Source organism: Nitratireductor sp. ZSWI3 (genome assembly GCF_024655565.1).
Taxonomy (GTDB): Bacteria; Pseudomonadota; Alphaproteobacteria; order Rhizobiales; family Rhizobiaceae; genus Nitratireductor.
Map to the genome: position 1 here is coordinate 89,299 of NZ_JANKOF010000004.1, position 18,799 is coordinate 108,097.

The 18,799-nt window shown below is 62.1% G+C and carries 19 protein-coding genes; 2 read left to right on the plus strand and 17 right to left on the minus strand.

What is annotated here, in order from left to right:
* Positions 1-20 precede the first annotated feature (20 nt).
* Genes NUU27_RS02875 through NUU27_RS02900 form a run of 6 tightly spaced genes read right to left on the minus strand, consistent with a single transcriptional unit; the run spans position 21 to position 5,732 of the window.
* Positions 21-797 (minus strand): glutamine amidotransferase, encoded by a 777-nt coding sequence (locus NUU27_RS02875; RefSeq protein WP_257760538.1) that lies wholly within the window; start codon positions 795-797, stop codon positions 21-23.
* A gap of 34 nt (positions 798-831) precedes the next feature.
* Positions 832-1,896, minus strand: coding sequence for a phosphotriesterase (locus NUU27_RS02880; protein ID WP_257760539.1), 1,065 nt, complete (start codon positions 1,894-1,896; stop codon positions 832-834).
* A gap of 3 nt (positions 1,897-1,899) precedes the next feature.
* The gene (locus tag NUU27_RS02885) at positions 1,900-2,904 is read right to left on the minus strand and encodes an ABC transporter permease (protein ID WP_257760540.1); all 1,005 of its coding nucleotides are present in this window, start codon (positions 2,902-2,904) and stop codon (positions 1,900-1,902) included.
* Positions 2,901-3,719 (minus strand): ATP-binding cassette domain-containing protein, encoded by an 819-nt coding sequence (locus NUU27_RS02890; protein WP_374565379.1) that lies wholly within the window; start codon positions 3,717-3,719, stop codon positions 2,901-2,903. Before NUU27_RS02890 ends, NUU27_RS02885 begins: the two co-directional genes overlap by 4 nt.
* The gene (locus NUU27_RS02895; protein WP_257760542.1) at positions 3,719-4,678 is read right to left on the minus strand and encodes a substrate-binding domain-containing protein; all 960 of its coding nucleotides are present in this window, start codon (positions 4,676-4,678) and stop codon (positions 3,719-3,721) included. Before NUU27_RS02895 ends, NUU27_RS02890 begins: the two co-directional genes overlap by 1 nt.
* Positions 4,679-4,709: 31 nt before the next feature.
* Positions 4,710-5,732, minus strand: coding sequence for a LacI family DNA-binding transcriptional regulator (locus NUU27_RS02900; RefSeq protein ID WP_257760543.1), 1,023 nt, complete (start codon positions 5,730-5,732; stop codon positions 4,710-4,712).
* A 632-nt stretch (positions 5,733-6,364) separates the two neighbouring features.
* Between NUU27_RS02900 and NUU27_RS02905 the strand changes: the two genes are divergently transcribed.
* Positions 6,365-7,156: an ABC transporter permease gene (locus NUU27_RS02905; RefSeq protein ID WP_257760544.1), complete on the plus strand. Its 792-nt coding sequence runs from the start codon at positions 6,365-6,367 to the stop codon at positions 7,154-7,156.
* Positions 7,153-7,887, plus strand: coding sequence for an ABC transporter ATP-binding protein (locus NUU27_RS02910; RefSeq protein WP_257760545.1), 735 nt, complete (start codon positions 7,153-7,155; stop codon positions 7,885-7,887). Before NUU27_RS02905 ends, NUU27_RS02910 begins: the two co-directional genes overlap by 4 nt.
* An 11-nt stretch (positions 7,888-7,898) precedes the next feature.
* Here NUU27_RS02910 and NUU27_RS02915 read toward each other — a convergent pair whose 3' ends face one another.
* The 11 genes from NUU27_RS02915 to bhcC all read right to left on the minus strand — a co-directional run bounded on the left by NUU27_RS02915 (position 7,899) and on the right by bhcC (position 18,798).
* A complete protein-coding gene (locus NUU27_RS02915) occupies positions 7,899-9,002 on the minus strand; it encodes a polysaccharide pyruvyl transferase family protein (protein WP_257760546.1) in 1,104 nt (367 codons plus the stop codon).
* A gap of 5 nt (positions 9,003-9,007) precedes the next feature.
* Entirely contained in the window at positions 9,008-9,763 is a 756-nt protein-coding gene (locus tag NUU27_RS02920; RefSeq protein WP_257760547.1) for a glycosyltransferase family A protein, read from the minus strand.
* Entirely contained in the window at positions 9,763-11,460 is a 1,698-nt protein-coding gene (locus NUU27_RS02925) for an ATG16 family protein (RefSeq protein ID WP_257760548.1), read from the minus strand. The genes NUU27_RS02920 and NUU27_RS02925 overlap by 1 nt, the downstream gene beginning before the upstream one ends.
* 114 nt (positions 11,461-11,574) lie before the next feature.
* Complete coding sequence (rfbD, locus tag NUU27_RS02930) at positions 11,575-12,462, minus strand: dTDP-4-dehydrorhamnose reductase (RefSeq protein WP_257760549.1); 888 nt, start codon at positions 12,460-12,462, stop codon at positions 11,575-11,577.
* Positions 12,459-13,523: a dTDP-glucose 4,6-dehydratase gene (gene rfbB, locus NUU27_RS02935; protein ID WP_257760550.1), complete on the minus strand. Its 1,065-nt coding sequence runs from the start codon at positions 13,521-13,523 to the stop codon at positions 12,459-12,461. Before rfbB ends, rfbD begins: the two co-directional genes overlap by 4 nt.
* A gap of 62 nt (positions 13,524-13,585) precedes the next feature.
* Positions 13,586-14,137 carry a dTDP-4-dehydrorhamnose 3,5-epimerase gene (rfbC, locus tag NUU27_RS02940; RefSeq protein WP_257760551.1) on the minus strand — a complete coding sequence of 184 codons (552 nt, stop codon included), beginning with the start codon at positions 14,135-14,137 and terminating at the stop codon, positions 13,586-13,588.
* Positions 14,134-15,015: a glucose-1-phosphate thymidylyltransferase RfbA gene (gene rfbA, locus NUU27_RS02945; RefSeq protein ID WP_257760552.1), complete on the minus strand. Its 882-nt coding sequence runs from the start codon at positions 15,013-15,015 to the stop codon at positions 14,134-14,136. Before rfbA ends, rfbC begins: the two co-directional genes overlap by 4 nt.
* A 56-nt stretch (positions 15,016-15,071) precedes the next feature.
* Positions 15,072-16,001: a glycosyltransferase family 2 protein gene (locus NUU27_RS02950; RefSeq protein ID WP_257760553.1), complete on the minus strand. Its 930-nt coding sequence runs from the start codon at positions 15,999-16,001 to the stop codon at positions 15,072-15,074.
* A gap of 132 nt (positions 16,002-16,133) precedes the next feature.
* Positions 16,134-16,637 (minus strand): NUDIX hydrolase, encoded by a 504-nt coding sequence (locus NUU27_RS02955; protein WP_257760554.1) that lies wholly within the window; start codon positions 16,635-16,637, stop codon positions 16,134-16,136.
* A gap of 24 nt (positions 16,638-16,661) precedes the next feature.
* Positions 16,662-17,627, minus strand: coding sequence for an iminosuccinate reductase BhcD (bhcD, locus tag NUU27_RS02960; protein WP_257760555.1), 966 nt, complete (start codon positions 17,625-17,627; stop codon positions 16,662-16,664).
* A 7-nt stretch (positions 17,628-17,634) separates the two neighbouring features.
* On the minus strand, positions 17,635-18,798 hold the full coding sequence (gene bhcC / locus NUU27_RS02965; RefSeq protein WP_257760556.1) for a 3-hydroxy-D-aspartate aldolase BhcC: 1,164 nt from the start codon (positions 18,796-18,798) through the stop codon (positions 17,635-17,637).
* Position 18,799 lies beyond the last annotated feature (1 nt).

The following is an 18,799-nucleotide window of genomic DNA, read 5'->3' on the forward strand; positions in this document are numbered from 1 at the left end:
AACGGTCTTCCGGGTCCGCGTCACCGCGCCGCCGGGGCCGTCAGCCAGCCCAGGATGTTCTTCCACAGGATGCCGTATCCCTTCCATTCGCAGAAGGCCGGGGACAGCCAGTGCGGGCCGATGTCGGAGGTCCACACCGCCGTGCGGCCCTTGCCGTAGCGCCCCGTCACGAGCAGCGGATGGCCGCCCTGGTCGTCCGGCAGGCGCGCGACGAGTTCGACATCGTCCCGGTCCCGCAGCTCGACCTCGTTGACGCCGAGCAGCACCGGCCACTCGCCCTCCAGGCCAGCGACGGCCGGATGGTTCGCCAGGACGATGTCGGGCACCGTCCCCTCGGGGATTTCGACGCGGTCGTCATAGGGCAGGCAGGTGACCGGCAGCACCTCTTCCACCGGCGTGCGCCGCCAGCGCGCCTTGCCGTCGATGCCCTGGAAGGAGAAATAGCCGCCGACCATCAGAAGATGACCGCCCTGCTCGACCCAGTTGCGAATGAGCTTGAGCCGGTTGGGCACGGTCTTCGACTGCAGCCAAACGGCCGGCGGCAGGAGCAGCGAGTTGGCGCCGATGTCCGACAGGATGACGACGTCGTAGGCGTCGAGCCCCTCCATCTCGAACGGAAACTTCTCGACAGCCTCATGCGCCGGCATGTAGGTCAGCTCGTATTCGCTGTCCTTCAGCGCCTTCACCAGGGGCTCGGCGCCCAGATGGAAGGTGACGCTGCCGAATTGGTCGAACCCCTTGAAATGGGTCGCGGCACTGAACCAGCTTTCGCCCACCAGAAGCACTTTTTTCGTCATTGCATTTCTCTTTTTTCTCGGGAATTGGCCGGCCTCAGCCGGCATGAAAGACACTCAGCGGATTGCCGCGCATCAGCGTGTCGAGCGCCGCCCTCTCGACGCCGTGGCGTTCGAGGCGCGGCAGGAAATGACGCAGCACGAAGGCATATCCGTTGCCGCCATAGCGTGTGAGCATCATCTTCAGGAACACGTCATGCGACAGCAGGACGCGGCCGAGATGGCCGGCTTCTATCAGCCGGGCGATGGCGCGTGCCACCTCCTCGTCGCTCGGGCACTGCACCTGCTGATCAGCGTAGAAATAGTCCATGCCGATCATATCGAACTCGATGAAGGCGCCGCGCTCGGCCAGTTCGCTCTGATAGGCGAAATCGTCATGCGAGGGGTTCATGTGGCAGAGCACGGTGTGGCGCAGGTCCGCCCCCTCCTCCGCCGCGATGTCGAGCACCCGGTGCCCGAGCCGGAACCAGCCCGGCAGATGCACCATCAGCGGCAGGCCGGTGCGCGCCTGCGCGCGGGCGGCACCGCGCAGCGACTTCTCCTCGTCATGGGTAAAGTCCGAGGAGACGCCGATCTCGCCGATGAGCCCGATCTTCACGCCCGTGCCGTCGACGCCCTCCAGCGCCTCGTGGACGATCTGGTCGGCGATCCCGTCCGCCGACAGCTCCGCCACCTCGGGGGGGTGGGAGGATTGCAGGTAGTAACCGGCACCCATGACGATCTGCAGGCCGGTCGCCGCACCGATCCGCTGCAGGGCGAGCGGGTCGCGTCCGATGCCCCGGCAGGTGGGGTCGACCACCGTGCTGCCGCCGGCGGTGGCGAACCGGGCCAGTTCCTCAATGGCCAGGGCCTCGTCGTCCAGTGCGATGTTGTGCTTGTTGACGAAGGGATCCTGACGCAGTTCCGAGAGGATCTCGATGCTCACCGGCTGCTCGGCCAGATAGCGCCTTTCCGGCTCCTTCGGCTCGTTCCACCAGCAGCGGCAATCGTTCAGTATGTGCTCGTGCATCAGCGTGACGCCGAGCCTTTCGGCCGGGATCGCCCCGCCGACGGTCATCACCAGGCCGGAGCCGACATGCGCCTTCGAACGTTCGTCGCCCATGACCTATTTCCTCCCTGCGAAGCCGAAGCGGAAATTGGCGGTGAAGATGCGCGTGTTCAGCCAGATGGCGATCAGGATAATGGCGCCCGTCACGATCTGCGTGAAGAACGGCGAGATGTGCATCAGGATCAGCCCGTTGCCGATGACGGCTATCGTCAGCGTGCCGAGGATCGTGCCGACGATGGTGCCGCGTCCGCCCATCAGGGAGGTGCCACCGAGCACCACGGCGGCGATCACCTGCAATTCAAAACCGACGGCAGCGTTGGAAGAGCCCGAGCCCAGACGCGCGGCGACCAGCAGGCCGGCCAGCGCCGAGGCGACGCCGGCCACCACGTATACGGAGGCGATCGTCCAGCGCGCCGGCATGCCGACGCGGCGGGCGGCTTCCATGTTCGATCCCACGGCAATCACCTGACGGCCGTAGCGGGTGGCGGTGATGACCACGTATCCGAGGGCCGCGACGGCGATCGCGATCAGCGCCGGCACGGGAATGCCAAGGAGTTCGCCGCGCCCGAGGGCGAAGAAGCCCGGCACGCCCTTGATGGGGATCGAATAGCCCTGCGTGAGATAGAGCGCTATGCCGCGCAGCATGGAAAGCCCGGCCAGTGTGACGATGAAGGCGGGAATGCCCTGATAGGCGACGAACCAGCCCTGTGCGAGGCCGATCAGCGCGCCGAAGCACAGCATCGCCACGACGACCAGCGGCCACGGCAGGCCGGCCGCAAGCGCGATCGCCGCCACGGCGTTGACGAGCGCCACCTGGGAGCCCACAGAGAGATCGATACCGCCGGTGATGATGACGAAGGTCATGGCAACGGCGACGATCAGGATCGGCGCCGCCTGCCGGATGACGTTCAGAAGGTTGCCGACGGTCAGGAAGGTGTCTGTCGTCGCCGCAAAGAACAGCACACAGACCAGGAAGAAAAAGGCAATCGAGAGCACCTGGGCCTGCTCCGACAGGAAGTCGGCCCATGGGGAGCCCTGGCTTCGTTCGGTATAGGCGGTCATCTTTCGTCCTTTTCGCCGACGATGAGTTTGACGAGATCTTCGAGGTCCGTTTCGGCGATCGAGCGCTCGGCGACCTTGGTGCCCTCGTACATGACGGCGATGCGGTCGCAGACGCGAAACAGGTCCTGGAGACGGTGCGTGATGAGGATGACGGAAACGCCGCTGGCCTTGACGCGGTTGATCAGCGACAGCACCGCCTCGACCTCGGCCACGGCGAGCGCCGAGGTGGGCTCGTCCATGATCAGCACCTTGGGATCGAACGAGGCTGCGCGGGCGATGGCTATCGCCTGCCGTTGGCCACCCGAGAGCTGCGCCACCTTGCCGGTCAGCCGCGGGATGCGGATCTCCAGCGCATCGAGCATCTTGCGGGCTTCCGCAAGCATCGCCTTGCGATCGAGGAACAGCCCCTTCGTCATCTCGCGGCCGAGAAACAGGTTGCCGGCCACGTCTATATGATCACACAGGCTGAGGTCCTGGAACACCATCTCGATGTTGCGTCCGCGCGCCTCGGCCGGTCCGCTGAAGCACACCTCGACACCATCGAGCGCGATTGTTCCGTCGTCGGGGATGTAGGTCCCCGAGATGATCTTGGTGAGCGTCGATTTGCCCGCCGCATTGTCGCCGACAAGGCCGAGGCACTCGCCCGGATAGATGTCGAGGTCGACGCCGCGCAACGCCTGGAGCGACCCGAAATTCTTGCGGATGTTCCGGAGCGAGATGCGCGGGACGCGCGCCCCGCCCGCCGTGCCGCCTTCCCGGGTGGGGCTCGCCCACCCGGTCGCGGCGACAGCGCTTTCCTGCTGTCTACCCGGCATCACTGGAAGATCGCCCTGTAGGGTTCGACATTCTCCTTGGTGACGATGGTCACCGGCACGGAGATGGTCTTGTCCACCGAGCCGCCCTCGGCGAGCGTCTTGAGCGCATCGACCGCCGCCGCGCCCATCGCCGCCGGGTCCTGCTGGATCACCGCCGTGACGTAGCCCGCATCGATGCCGGCGATCGCCTGGGCCGTCAGATCCCAGCCGAAGATCTTCACGTCTTCCTGCTTGCCCTGGCTCTCGACGGCGGCGATGGCACCCATCAGGGCCGGCTCTCCGGTCGCGTAGATCGCATTCATGTCCGGATTGCCGGTGATCAGGTTTTCGGCCGCCGAAAGGGCGTTGTCCTGGATGTTCTGCCCGTCGACAACGCCGGCCTTCTCGATGCCCTCGGCCGCGTCGACCACCTCCTCGAAACCCTTCTGGCGGACATTCTGGATGTAGGAGTTCAGCGCGCCGACGACGCCGTATTTTGCCTTGCCGCCCATCTCTGCCTTCACATAATCGAGGAAGTGCGCGGCCATGTCCGCTCCGGCGGCTCCGTTGTCGACGCCGATCTGCGCCTTCTGCGGGCCGTCGTCCGGCAGGATGGCGTCGATCGCGACGATGGGAATGCCGGCTTCCGCGGCCTGGTTGACGGCCGGCATGATGCCGTTGACGTCGATGGCGACCACGGCGAGCCCGTCCACGCCCTGCTGGATATAGGTTTCGATGGCGCTGTTCTGCGCCGCCGGGTCGTTGTTGGCGTTGAAGATGACCAGCTTGACGCCGGCCTCGTCGGCGGCCTTCTGCGCGCCTTCGTTCATCTGGTTGAAGAAAAGCGCCTGCTGGTTGATCTGCACCAGGGCGAAGGTCTTCGCCTCCTGCGCGCCGGCGACGCCCAAGCCGAGCGGCAGGGCCATGGCGACGCCGAGACCGAGCGTCAGGATGTTCCTGCGGGTGGATTTCATGCTCATCGTGTTCTCCTCTTTGGCGTTCCGCTGCTGTTCATGGCTTCGTGCACGGGGCAACGGAGTCCCGCACGACGATTTCGACCGGAAGCAATTCTTCCGACGGCACACTGCCGCGTGCCTTCCAGTCGGTTTCGGTGAGCAGCGACAGGGCGCGCCGTCCGATGGACCGGACGGGCTGCCGTATCGCCGTCAAGGGTGGAGCAAAAAGGTGAAGCGGGCCGACATCGTCGAAGCCGATGATCGACACGTCCTGCGGGATCGACACGCCCTCGGCGCGCAGCACCTCGATCAGGCCAATGGCGATCTCGTCCGAACTGGCGAAGATAGCCGTCGGCTTGGCGCCCTCGGAAAGATAACGCTGCGCGGCCTGGCGACCGAACTCCTCCGTATAATCGCCGGCATACCGGGCGGGGACGACTTCCGTGCCGAAATGCTCGCTGAGCGCCGCAGCAAGGCCGTGGTAGCGCCGGCGCGCGCTGATCATCTCCTCCGGTCCGCCGACGAACAGGACGTTGCGGTGACCGTTCTCGGCGAGCAGCCTGCCGGCCAGGAAGCCGCCCTGCTCGTTGTCGCAGAAAAGCTTCGGCGCCCGAGCGTCCGGCACATCCTCATCGACCACCACGACATTGCCCGTGCGGTTGATGAGTTCGGCCAACCGGCCGTCGTCCGGGTGGTTGGTCACGAAGATCAGCCCGTCGACATGGTTGCGCTCGATCAGTTCGAGATAGGCCACCTCGCGTCCCGGACGGTTCAGCGTCGCATAGAGCGCCAGGGCGAGTTGCCGCTCGTCGGCCGCCTGCTCGACCGCCGCCACCAGCATGGCGAAGAAGGGGTTGGCGATATCAGGCACGACGAGGCCGATCGTGTCCGACCGGCCGCGGCTCAGGCGCCTGGCATGCGGGTTCGGCTGATAGTTCAATTCGCGAATGGCGCGCTCGATGCGCTGCCGCGTGAGGGCCGGCAGCTCGAGCGAGCCGTTGAGCATCCGCGAGACCGTGGTCACCGACACGTCCGCCCGGCGGGCCACATCCTTCAAGCTCGGCTTCTTGTGCTGCATCGTCGTGTGGCTCGCCTTGTAAAGCGGTTTAGTAAAACGCTTTACAATTAAGTTGCGATCGCCTCCCGGAGTCAAGAGCCAATGCTTTGGCCGATATTTTCGGGGCGGCCGCACAGGGTTCCGCGGGACCGGGAAGCTCTTTTCGACAGCGCGCGCCGAGCCCCGGCGCCGGTCGCCGACACGCCGGCGGCGGCGGGTTTGCAGCGGGCCCGGCCGAGACCGGACGGCTGCCCGAAAATGCACAAATTCGGGTGATGTAAAGCGCGGCGGCCTGCGCTGGTGGTCTGACCGAAACAGATGGTGCCCATCTGTTTCGACAAGTCAGCCCACAAGCTATTGATCTGGTGGGGCGATTTTTCCCAACAGATGGGTACCATCTGTTGGGATCGCACCACTAGCGCAGGCACGGCCCGGATTTCTGACGGATCACCCACGTCGATGAGCGATCAAGACAGCTCGAAGCGTTCACCGCCGGAGCATAAAGAGGGGATGCCGGGGATGCCCTTCCCGCCGGGATCGCGCGCGTCCGGACGGCGCGGCCCGTTGTGGAGAACTTCCCGGCCGCGTCAATTTCACGTTGTTTGCATTCGTTTCGGCTTATGCTAACAGCCACCGATCTTGAAGGCTGGTGAATGTTCGAAACCATCAAAAGCGCGCTGGCGGACATCTACGCAGGATTGCGCATGAGACGCGTCTGGGTTGCGCTGGCGCAGGAAGATATAGGTGATCAGCACCGGCGCACCACGCTCGGCCCGTTGTGGCTGCTGATCAACTACCTCGCCTTCGCCGGCACGTTCATCTTCGTCTTCCACCGCGGCTCGGCCGGCAGCTCCAATTACCCGATTTACGTGGCGACCGGGCTGCTGGTGTGGTTCTACATCATGGAGACGGTCACCCAGAGCATCTCCCTGTTCGTGCGCGAGGAGAGCTTCATCAAGGGCACGACGCTGCCCTTGTCGGTCTATGTGATGCGCATGGCCATGCAGGCGGTGATCCGCGCAGGCTACGCGCTGCTCGGCTGCGCCATGATCCTGGCACTCACCGGAACGATGCCGACCCTTTCCTGGGCCTGGTCGGCGCTGGCGATCGCCATCATTCTGGCCATCACACCCGCCGCGATCATGCTGTTCGCCTTTCTCGGCGCCTTCTTTCCCGACAGCCAGTTCATCGTCGGAAACCTCATGAGGATCGGCATGTTCCTCACACCGGTCTTCTGGAACTACGAGGGCAGCGGCGGCGTCCAGCACCTCTTCTACTACTGGAACCCCTTCACCTATTTCCTGGAGATGGTGCGACAGCCGATCCTGCATGGCAGTTTTCCGGCCGGCGCGTTCGGTTTCTGCATTGTCACCGGCCTCACCCTGTGGGCGGTGGCGATCCTGCTCCTCGGCCGGTTCCGCAAACAGGTGGTCTTCGTCATATGAGCGTTTCGATCTGCGTCAGGGACCTCAGCCTGTCCTACGTCCTGCGCGAAAAACTCACGCTCGCCCGCCGCGACAAGCGCGCCCCGACGGGCGGACGCATCGAAGGGTCAGGCCGCAACCAGGTCATCACTGCCCTCAGCGGCATCAATTTCGAGCTGGAGGCCGGAGACCGGCTCGGCCTGGTCGGCTCCAATGGCGCCGGCAAGACAACGCTCCTCAAGGTCCTTTACGGCATCTACCCGCCGACCAGCGGCAGCATCGCGATCCAGGGGCGGGTCGACGCGCTGTTCAACATCAATCTCGGCTTTCGCCGCGAAGCCACCGGACGGCGCAACATCGTGCTGCGCGGCCTGATCAACGGCTGGAGCATGCAGGAGATCGAGGCCAGGATGGAGGAAATCATCGAGTTCAGCGAGCTCGGCGAGTTCATCGATCTGCCCTTCAAGAGCTATAGCCAGGGCATGGCGGCGCGGCTCGCCTTTTCCACGGCGACCAGCATGCAACCCGAGATACTCCTCATGGACGAGTGGATCGGTGCTGGCGACCCGAGATTTCAGGAAAAGGCGAAAATCCGCTTGGCGAATCTAGCGGAGAAGGCTGGGATAGTGGTTATCGCCAGCCACAATCACGCGCTCCTCAAGAAAACTTGCAATAAAATATTGACGCTGGATCAAGGGACCATTTCAGCCTTCCAATCGGAAAGCGAGTGGGCCGCGCTCGACCGAAATTAATCGAAGTTGCGTCAAATCCTCTCGAATATTTTCGAGAGCCGAAGACCGGAATTCAAAAGGATACTCTCGTACCTCTTTTTGAGCTCCTGCCGTTTCTGCATATATTCGTCCTTGTCAAAACGGACGTTGGCGAAGAAATCCCCCGCGCTCTTTACCTCATCACAATCGGCAATCGGGAATCGAGGCAAGCGCATCGTCGAAGCCAGTTCCAATGTTCTGGAATCGTGCGGAACAAAAACGGTCGGCGTTCCTGTCTGGAACGAGACCATGTTGCCATGCATGCGGGAACCGCCTGAGAAATCATAGCGTTGTGCATGCTCCATCCAGGAGCGGGCATCATAAAACGCATACACTCGATCCCGCAGCGCTTCCCGATCCTTCCCGTCAAACGACGAGAGCACCTTATCGATCTTGGCCCGGTAAGCCTTACCGATTTTTGTGTGCTCATTCCTGGAAAGATGGAGAAGCTCGATCGGTGCCTGAACCACGACATCCAGCGCAGCATCGGGAAACACACGGCCAATCATTCGGTTGAAGGGAGCAACGGAATCAATGAAATCGGAGTTCACTGCGACTCGCCGCACATTCTGCACATTCTTGAAATCAGCCGGTATACGTGCGGCAGCATCGCTGGAGATGAAATTAGAGATGCAACCTATCACTTCGGTGTTGTGCACCCCGAATCGCGACAAGGTCTCCTTCGTGAATTCTCCTCTGAGACCAATCTTGTCCGTCTTCCGTGACAGTGCCTGGAAAAACTCCACCGACCCTTCCGGAAGTGAAACAACATCCTCGCCTAGCTTGGATTGCGCCCCCAATCCAAAGGCGACAACCGGAACTTCAACACGTTCAAGTTTCTCCACGAGGTCGCCGAGATCCATCCCTGGATTGACGTGATTGGCGAAGATGAAGACCATTATGTCGCATTTGTTCACGACATCCGGGTTAAAATTAAAAGGAAGAAAAACCCTCTCCTCTGCCTGAACATGCATCTGAAATGCATACCAAAAAACGAGATTCCCCGTATTATTTCCGCAAAGGCGATAAAGTTCTTCCGTACTCCGCGCAAAAGATCGATCGATAAATCCGGGCATCCCAACGATTGCTAGCTTCATAATCTTTATATCTCCAACCAGGAATGGCGTTGGGTTATCAACTTGCGCAATTCGATGTGATTTTTCTTCTCGGAGGTAACCGTTCTCAGCATTGACTTTGCGTGCACGCGGTATCCGCCGAGGATCTCCGGAACCTGAATGCCATATTCGTCATTTTCGCAGAAGCGCAGCCAAAGATCGTAATCCTCCCATCCATGCTTGAGATCGTGATACCCTTCATGCTGGAGTAGCGTCCTCCTGCGGATCAGCGCCATCGCATCAATGTAGTTTCCAATCTTGAGACGCTCCCGGCTGAACGCCTCGGTTCCCATCAGCCCCGTATCCGCACCAAACACGTTTAGTATGCTATACGCGAATACCGCATCACTAGAAAGCAGCGCTTCCTGCAACCGTTCCAGACAGCGCGGATAAATGACGTTATCGGCGTCAAGAAAGAAAATAAATTCCGATTCCGCGATATGGATGCCCGTATTCCTGGTAATGGAGAGTCCAGCGTTTCTGGTATTGCTAGCAAGAACCGCTGCTTCAAAACGTTCTCCATTCTCCTCCAGCCAACCAGAAACGACAGATGCAGAGTCATCCGAGCTGCAGTCATTCACAACTACGAGGCCAAAATTGGCCAAAGTTTGATCACGCAGAGAATCCAATGTTTCTATTATATAAGACTCATAATTATATAGAGGGACGACTACGCTCAGTTTTGGCCAGGTTTTTTCGGCGTAGAACGACTGGAAATTTATCTCGTATTCCTGCGTCTTCATCACCAAACAAGCCTTTCACCTGACTTTATATTTTTTGCCAATTCCAAATTCCGAAGACTTATTTCATTGAGGCGCACCAACCCCAGCTCCGTTCCCAGGAGGTCGTCAAGCACGCCCGCCATGTCTGGAACAGTGGCTTCGATGTAGTGAATATCAGACTTTATAAATGAATTGGAAAAGCATGGCTCACTAACCACCACACAACCATTCATAACCCCATACAAGAAGATACGATGCCACTCGAAATACCCGACATCATCCCGGTGGATGTTCAGAAGTATTTTCGCATTCTTAGCAATCTGTGTCAGATCCTTGTTGCTGAGCATATCCACGTCGCCATCGGAAATCGGTCGATTAAACCGAGGGCAATGAATGAAATTCTCAAATTTTGATATATTTATTGATAGCTCAGAAATTACCCTTTCTCTTCTTTCATTCACGACGCCGACAAAAAGTATATCATAATCTCTACCCCTTATATCATCAGAATATGATAGGTTTTTAACGTATTTTGCCCTGGTTAGAGCCTTGGATACCATCTCTTTATCCTGCACAAAACAGGATCCCGGGATTGGCACGATCGGCAAGAAGGCAGCTTTTATTCCCAGTCTGCACAGACCCGCGGCAGAATTTGGATTGATGTCCAGAACGCCGGTTGTGGTTTGCGCCATATACGAGAAGCATTTTGCAAACCAAGGCGTTTGCCACTGTTCCGTATTGAGATAGATGGCCGAAGCGCACTGCTCGGCACTCCAGTTCTTACCCGGGCCGATTACCATGTACTCGTGCGGCGCGACCACCAGGTTCAAACATTCTTGCTCTCCGGGCTCGCGTCGAGGAGCAACCAGAACCCTCGCCTCGTATCCTTTTTCTGACAAGAAGGTTTTCGTATACTCGGCAATGTCGCGAAAAAAGAAATTCCCGTTCGGAGCATATAGAATATTAATCGCTTTCCCCGAACTGACTACGTCTTCGATGGGATTATATTTACACTCTTCCATAGACGAAAGAAAATCTCGAACCTTATTCGCCGAGAAAGCCTCCCTACCCTCGAACATACCAAATACAGCATAGTGAATTAGGGGATGCATTCCGGAAGAGGAAACATCCGGGTGAATTCTGAGATAATGCTCGGCTGAAAAAAGAGGGCCAGGGTCTCGAATTTCCTGAGGGAAGACCTCCAAGCAATCGGCGATCAGGTCTTCTTTATTCTTTATACTTCCAAGATATTTTTCAGAATAGAACGCATCATCAAATAGCCCCGTTTCCCTGATTTTGGCTATCACCTCTGCGTCCATATATCTCGCGGCGTTTCGTCCAGCACCCCGCTTCCTTGCAGATCTCGCTCCCGCCCCGCTTGTAAGACGGTCGACGAGCTCAAACCCGACGCGCCCCCTCAGTGCCCATTGCAGCAGCGATGAACTGGCATATGCGCGCGAAAGGCGCGCCGACAATCGAAACGATCGGCTTTGACGGATCCTGCCCAGTTCCATTCTGAGCGCGTCCTGCTCCAGTTGGGTTTGAGCGAGCATCTTTCTGAGCTCCGCAAGCTCCTCCTCCTTGCTCGCGATTTCTCGCTCCGCCTGAGCTCGGGCTTCGCGGCTGGACTCCAGTTCTTTCCGCAGATCGACCAATGTTTTTGACATTTCATCTTCACCGAATTCTTTAAGTCTCTGATGTGATTTACTCTGGGTCATCTTACGTTCCGTCACATAAAAGAGCAAAAAGCATCACGCTATCGAACTCGGGGCGCATGATCTCGTTTTTCTTCTTGTCGTGCAACGCCTGCATCTCTTCTCGCACAACGGTTTTTACGTTTGTGGCGATGATATCAATCGACTGATCGTAGCCTCCACCGATTCCCGCCAATCCGGCAACCGATGGTGAAAAATACGAGCCAATCGCTCTGTTGAGAGGCGGGAATTCGAAGGGCGCCGCGCCTTTGTTGGGAAGTCCGATGTCGGGATATCGAACACCTCCGCGTAAGGACCGCCATGTGCTCGGCTTACAGACAGCACGTGACGTGCAAAATCAGCCCATGTCGCACTGCCTTCCCCAACGACATTGTAGATTCCAGCGATGGGCGCATCTTCATTCAGCGTCCCGACCATTAAGAGGATCGCGTCGGCGATGTCGAGCGCCGAGGTGGGGTTGCCCCACTGGTCGCCGACCACGGCGAGGCGGTCGCGCGTTTCGGCGAGCTTCAGCATCGTCTTTGCGAAATTCCTGCCGAAGGGGCTGTAGACCCAGGCCGTGCGCAGGATCAGGTGACGCGGATTGGCGGCCGCCACCTCACCTTCGCCGGCCAGCTTCGAAGCGCCGTAGACGCCCTGCGGCCCGGTCGGGTCGTCCTCGCGATAGGGCCGGTCGAGGCTGCCGTCGAACACGTAGTCGGTGGAAAGATGGATCACCGGCGCGCCCGCCTCGTTTGCCGCCGCGGCCACCGCCCCGGCGCCCTCGGCATTGACCGCGAAGGCCGCCTCGGGCTCGTCCTCGGCCTGATCGACGGCCGTGTAGGCCGCGGCCGAGACGACGATGTCCGGCCGCGCCGCAGCGATCGCCGGCGCAATCGTCCGCGGCCGGGAAAGGTCGAATTCGGGCCGGCCGAGATGAACGATCTCGATGCCCGGATGGAGGGCGGCGCGCTCGGCGAGGCTGAGGGCCACCTGGCCCTGCCTGCCCGTCACGACGATCCTCATGCCGGCGCCCCGATGCCGAGCCGCTCGCCGGCATAGCGGCCGTCGCGGATCGGGGCCCACCACCACTGGTTGGCCAGATACCAGTCGACGGTCCTGGCCAGCCCGGTCTCGAAGGTTTCCTCGGCCTGCCAGCCGAGTTCCCTCTCGATCTTCGAGGGGTCGATGGCATAGCGCCGGTCGTGGCCCGGCCGGTCGGTCACGAAGGTGATCAGGTCGCGATGGCTCTTACCGCCGCGGCGCGGGCGCCGCTGATCGAGGATGTCGCAGATCGTCTCGACGACGGCGAGGTTGGTCCGCTCGGCGCGGCCGCCGATGTTGTAGCTCTCGCCGGGCGTTCCCTTCGTCGCCACCAGCGCCAGCGCGCGCGCGTGGTCTTCCACATAGAGCCAGTCGCGCACATTGGCGCCCTCGCCGTAGATCGGCAGCGGCTTCTCGTCGAGGGCGTTGAGGATGACCAGCGGGATGAGCTTTTCGGGGAAGTGGAAGGGCCCGTAATTGTTCGAGCAGTTGGACAGCACCACCGGCAGCCCGTAGGTCTCGTGCCAGGCGCGCACGAAGTGGTCGGATGCGGCCTTCGAGGCGGAATAGGGCGAGGACGGGGCGTAGGGCGTCTCCTCGGTGAAGACGCCCTCGTCGAACGGCAGGTCGCCGAACACCTCGTCCGTGGAGATGTGGTGGAAGCGGAAGGTGTCCTGCCGGCTGCCCGGCAGCGTGCGCCAGTAGGTCAGCGCCGCCTCGAGCAGGCGGAACGTGCCGAGCACGTTGGTTTCGATGAAAGCGCCCGGCCCGTCGATGGAGCGGTCGACATGGCTCTCGGCCGCCAGATGCATGATCGTGTCGATCTTTTCCCGGCGCAGAATGTCGAGGACCGCCGCCCCGTCGCAGATGTCGGCCTGGTAGTGCTTGTGGTTGGGGGCGTTCTCGATCGGCCTCAGCGATGCCAGGTTGCCGGCATAGGTCAGCTTGTCGAGGTTGATCACCTCGACATCCGGCCGCTGCACGAGCAGGCGGCACACCGCCGATCCGATGAAGCCGGCCCCGCCGGTTACCAATATGTTCATCTCGCGTCCGTTCCTCGCGTTGCTGTGCGACTGCTGATGCGCCCCGCCCTGCCCTGGCGTGTCTAAAACACCTCGGCATCCGCCAGGCGCGGTGCCTCGGTATCCTTCCTCGACAATTGCACCTCGATGCCCTCGAGCGGCCATTCGATGCCGATGTCCGGGTCGTCGTAGCGGATGCTGCGATCATGCTCGGGCGAATAGTAGTCGCTCACCTTGTAGGCGACGACCGTGTCCTCCTCGAGCGTCACGAAGCCGTGGGCGAAGCCCTGCGGGATGAGAAGCTGGTTCCACTTCGCCTCGGAGAGCTCGACGCCGACCCAGCGGCCGAAGGTCGGCGAGGCGCGCCGGATGTCCACCGCCACGTCGAAGATGCGCCCCTTGAGGACGCGGACCAGCTTGTCCTGCGCGCGCGGCGGCAACTGGTAGTGCAGCCCGCGCAGCACGCCCTTGCGCGCCGAATAGGACTGGTTGTCCTGCACGAATTCGAGATCGACCCCATGCGCGGCGAGCTTCTCGCGGTTGTAGGTCTCGGAAAAATAGCCGCGGTCGTCGCCGAATTTGGGCGGCACGACCTCCAGCACGCCGGCAAGGGCGAGCGGTCGGACCTCGATCATAGAAGGTCTCCTTCCGCCATCCGCCGCTTCAGGTAGGCGGCATATTCGGTCTTGCCCAGAAGGGCGGCACGCTCCAGCACCTGATCGGCGCTCAGCCAGCCCATCAGGAAGCCGATCTCCTCCGGACAGGCGATCTTGATGCCCTGCCGGTGCTCGATCGTCCGCACGAAGGAGGACGCCTCATGCAGGCTGTCGTGGGTGCCGGTGTCGAGCCAGGCATAGCCGCGGCCGAGCTGCTGGACCCTCAGGTCGCCGCGCTCCAGATAGATGTTGTTGACGGTGGTGATCTCCAGCTCCCCGCGCGCCGAGGGCTCGATCGCGGCGGCGATCTCCACCACATCGTTGTCGTAGAAATAAAGGCCGGTGACGGCCCAGCTCGACTTCGGCTTCTCCGGCTTTTCCTCGATCGACTGGGCAAGGCCCGTCTGCCGGTCGAAGGCCACCACGCCATAGCGCTGCGGGTCGTCCACCCGGTAGGCGAACACGGTGGCGCCGCCTGGCTGGTTGATCGCCGCCCGGCACAATGCCGGCAGGCCGACGCCGTAATAGATGTTGTCGCCGAGGATCATCGCCACCGGATCGTTGCCGATGAACTGCCGCCCGATGATGAAGGCTTCGGCCAGGCCGTTCGGCTGCGGCTGCTCGGCATAGGAGATCTCGATGCCCAGGTGCTCGCCATTGCCGAGAAGCTCCCGGAAGGTGGGCAGGTCGCGCGGCGTCGAGATGATGAGGATTTCGCGGATTCCAGCCAGCATCAGCGTGCTGAGCGGGTAATAGATCATCGGCTTGTCGTAGACCGGCAATATCTGCTTCGAGATCGCCATGGTCAGCGGATAGAGGCGCGTTCCGCTTCCACCCGCAAGAATAATCCCTTTCAAACCGCCCTCCAGAATCAGCAGGCCAAAATCAACAGACCAGAATCAACAAATCGGAATCAAAGCTTCCCGAGAAGCGCTGCCACATACAGGGCGACGTTGGAAAGCCGCGTCTGACGATGTATGCCATAACGCCACAACTTATGCGCGCTTTCCAGAGGCCTTGCCTGCCTTGCGGCGATAAAGCCGTCCAGCGTGCGGCGCCCGTTCTCGTCAAGCAGGTCGCGGCAGGCCTCGAGCGCCTCGATGTTTGTCGCGTTCCATGCGGCGAAACGGCCCTCCGCCAGTCCCCTGATGCGCTTCAGCCGGGCTCGCCAGCCCTGGTTCTCGCCGATCAGGTTGCCGCCGTGCTGGCGATAGCCGATCCGCGGCACCGGGTCGTAGAGAACCCGGCCGCCGGCTCCGGCAACGATCTGATAGCACCACCAGTCATGGCTGACGAAGCTCGCCCGGCGCGCGCTTTCCCGAACGAGCCCGAATGCTGTCCTGTTGAGAACGATCGTATTGCCTCCGCCGATGCTCTGGACGATTGCATTGCCGAAATTCGGCGCCCTGGAGAACAGGGGCGAGGCCCCTCTCCGTGTCCCGTCGCTCTCGACGAGCCGGGTCCGGCCGCAATACATAGCCGAATGCGTCGGGGCGATCTCTTCAAGTTTTCTTACCGCAGTGGAAAGTTTGTTTTCGTCCCAGATGTCGTCCTGATCGCTGAAGGCCACATAGGCGGCATCGACGGCCCCGTTGGCCATCATCGAGCGGAAATTCTCGACATAGCCTCTGCGCGGCCCCTCGAGGATGCGGAATGCCCCCTTGCGCCACCGCGCCTGCCAGGCCGCCAGCTTTTCAACGGTCGCGTCGGCGGACCCGTCGTCGCTCGCCCAGACGTCGACGAGCGGCCAGTCCTGGCGCGCGATGGAATCCAGTTGCTCATCGATGAAATCGGCGCCGTTGTAGGTCGCAAGCAGGATCGCGATGTTGCGTTCTGGGAGCACGGCCGTCCTTCGATGCCTCTTCGCAGAGTGCTTATGGAGGAACGGGATCGTCCGGGCAAGCCTCGCCCGCTGGGCTCCAGCAATGGCCCACCGCACCGGCCGTGGGACCTTGCCCGCCGGCCCCCGGGACGTTCAGGCGTCGCGCCGGCAGGCCGAAAGGGGCATCGCGCTGCGGCTTGCCAGCGCATCGGCGACGTGGCCTGCAAGGGGCTCGGGAAGATCGGCAAGCGCAAACCAGCGCGGCCCCTCGGCAAAGCGCCCGCCGGGCCGCACCGGATCGCCGGACACCACCGAGGCGCCGAAGACGATCGACAGCGAGCGCATGGTGTTCGTTCCGTCGACATGGTCGACGATGTGCAGGATGCAGTGCGGGCAGACCAGCACCTCGAGCTGCTCGTGCAGGCGGCGGATCAGCGCCAGCGCCAGCGTCTCGCCGGCCGCGACGGCGCCGCCAGGCAACTGCCATTCCGGTGACCGGCCGCTTTTTTCCGGTGCGTGCGGGCGGACCAGCAGGACGCGGCCGCGCCGGTCCGTGAGAAGCGCCCGGCAGGAAACCGGGACGCTGCAGGCGCCGGCCGGTGGCGTTTCGGCCGCCGCATCGCTTTTCCGGCCGATCCCGGCCACGTTTATCGTCATGCGCCGTCTCCTCCGCGAGCAGGGCTAAAGGGAAACCTCGTCGGCCATTCCGCGTTTGCCTGCCAGATCGGCCGCCAGCGCCGCCACCGCCAGGTCCTGCAGCCCGACGCCGGTGCCATCGAAGAGGGTGATCTCATCGTCGCGCGTGCGCCCCGGCTGCGTGCCGTTGATGACGGCGCCGATGGGCGTGATGCGGCTTTCGCCGATCAGCCCTTCCGCCACCGCGTGCTGGCATTCGCCGATGCTGACCGCCTGGGCCACCTCGTCGGTGAACAGCGTGGCGGCGGCCACCAGCGCGGCATCCACCTCCTGCTTGCCCTTGGTATCGGTGCCCATGCAGGCCAGGTGCGTTCCCGGCTTCACCTGCCGACGCGTCAGGATCGGCTCGAAGCTGGAGGTGATGGTAATGATCACGTCGGCCTCGGCGCCGAGCCGGTCGAGCGACACCGCCTCGAAGGGCAGGCCGAGCTCGGCTGCCGTCTCCGCCAGGCGCGACAGCATCTGAGGATGCAGGTTCCAGCCCACCACCTTCTCGAACCGGCGCTGCGCCGCGGCCGCCCGCATCTGAAAGGTCGACTGAAAGCCGGCGCCGATCATGCCGAGCACCTTCGCATCCTCGCGCGCCAGGTAACGGATCGACACGGCGGAGGCGGCCGCCGTGCGCATCGCCGTCAGATGGTTGCCGCCCACCATGGCGTGCGGCCGGCCGGTGTCCGGGTCGAACAGGAACACGGTCGATTGATGGTTGGTCAGGCCGCGCTTCTCGTTGCCCGGCCAGTAGCCGCCCGATTTCAATCCCAGCACACCGCCAGCCCGGTCGAAACCCGACTTGAAGCCGTACAGCGCATCCGCATGGCCGATCGCCTCGCGGATGACGGGAAAGTTGTAGGCTTCGCCCCCCGCCATCGCGGCAAACACGCCCTCGACGGCGCTGAAGGCGTTCTCGCGCGTCACCACCTTGCGGCAGTTTTCCTCCGAAACGATCAGCATGCCGGCCTCAATAGGCAAGGCCGCGCGCCGTCACCGGCCACAGGCATTCCACCTTGCCGCCGCGCACGCCGACATACCAGTCGTGCACGTTGCAGGTCGGGTCGCAATGGCCAGGGACAAGACGCAGCTTTTCGTTGATCGCGAGCACCCCTTGCAGATCCTCGATCACGCCATGCTCGTCGGAGCATTTCACATATTTCACGTCGTCCCGGCCGTAGATGAAGGGCAAGCCGGAATCGACCGACTGCGCCTTGAGGCCGGCGTCGCAGATCGCCTTGTCGGGCTTGGCGTGGCTCATCACGCTCGTCAGAATGAACAGCGCGTTCTCCCATTCGCCCTGGTCGATGCGGTTGCCGTCCTTGTCCTTGATGCGGCCGTAGTCGGCATCCATGAAGGCATAGGATCCGCACTGCAGCTCGTTGTAGACGCCCGAGCCGCTCTCGAAATAATAGCTGCCCGTGCCGCCGCCCGAGACCAGTTCCGGATCGAGCCCCTCCTTTTTCAGCGCCTCGACCGCCTCCTTCACCTGGGCGATTGCGATGTCGAGCTTGGCCTTGCGGTCCTCATAGCTGTCGAGATGCTGCATCGCGCCCTGATAGGCCTGGATGCCCGTGAACTTCAGGTTGGGCGCGGCATCGATCGCCCTGGCGATCTCCACCACCGCCTCGCTCGTCGTGACGCCGCACCGTCCGGCGCCGCAGTCGATCTCGACGAAGCATTCGAGGGCCGTCCCCTGCTTCTGCGCCGCCGCCGACAATTCGGCGACGTTGTCGACGTCGTCGACGCAGACGATGATGCGGGAGCCGTAATTCGGCAGGCGGGCGAGCCGGTCGATCTTGGCCGGATCGCGCACCTGGTTCGACACCAGGATGTCCTTGATGCCGCCGCGGGCGAAGGCCTCAGCCTCGGACACCTTCTGGCAGCAGACGCCGACGGCGCCGCCGAGCTTCTCCTGCAGCCTGGCCACGTCCACCGATTTGTGCATCTTGCCATGCACGCGGTGGCGCATGCCATGCGCCCTGGCATAGTCACCCATCTTGCGGATGTTGCGCTCCAGCGCGTCGAGGTCGAGGATCAGGCACGGTGTCTGGATGTCCTTCTCGTCCATGCCGACCGCTGCCGGGATGTCGTAACCGACCTCGTGGCCGGCGATGGTCTCGTGCTTGGTCATT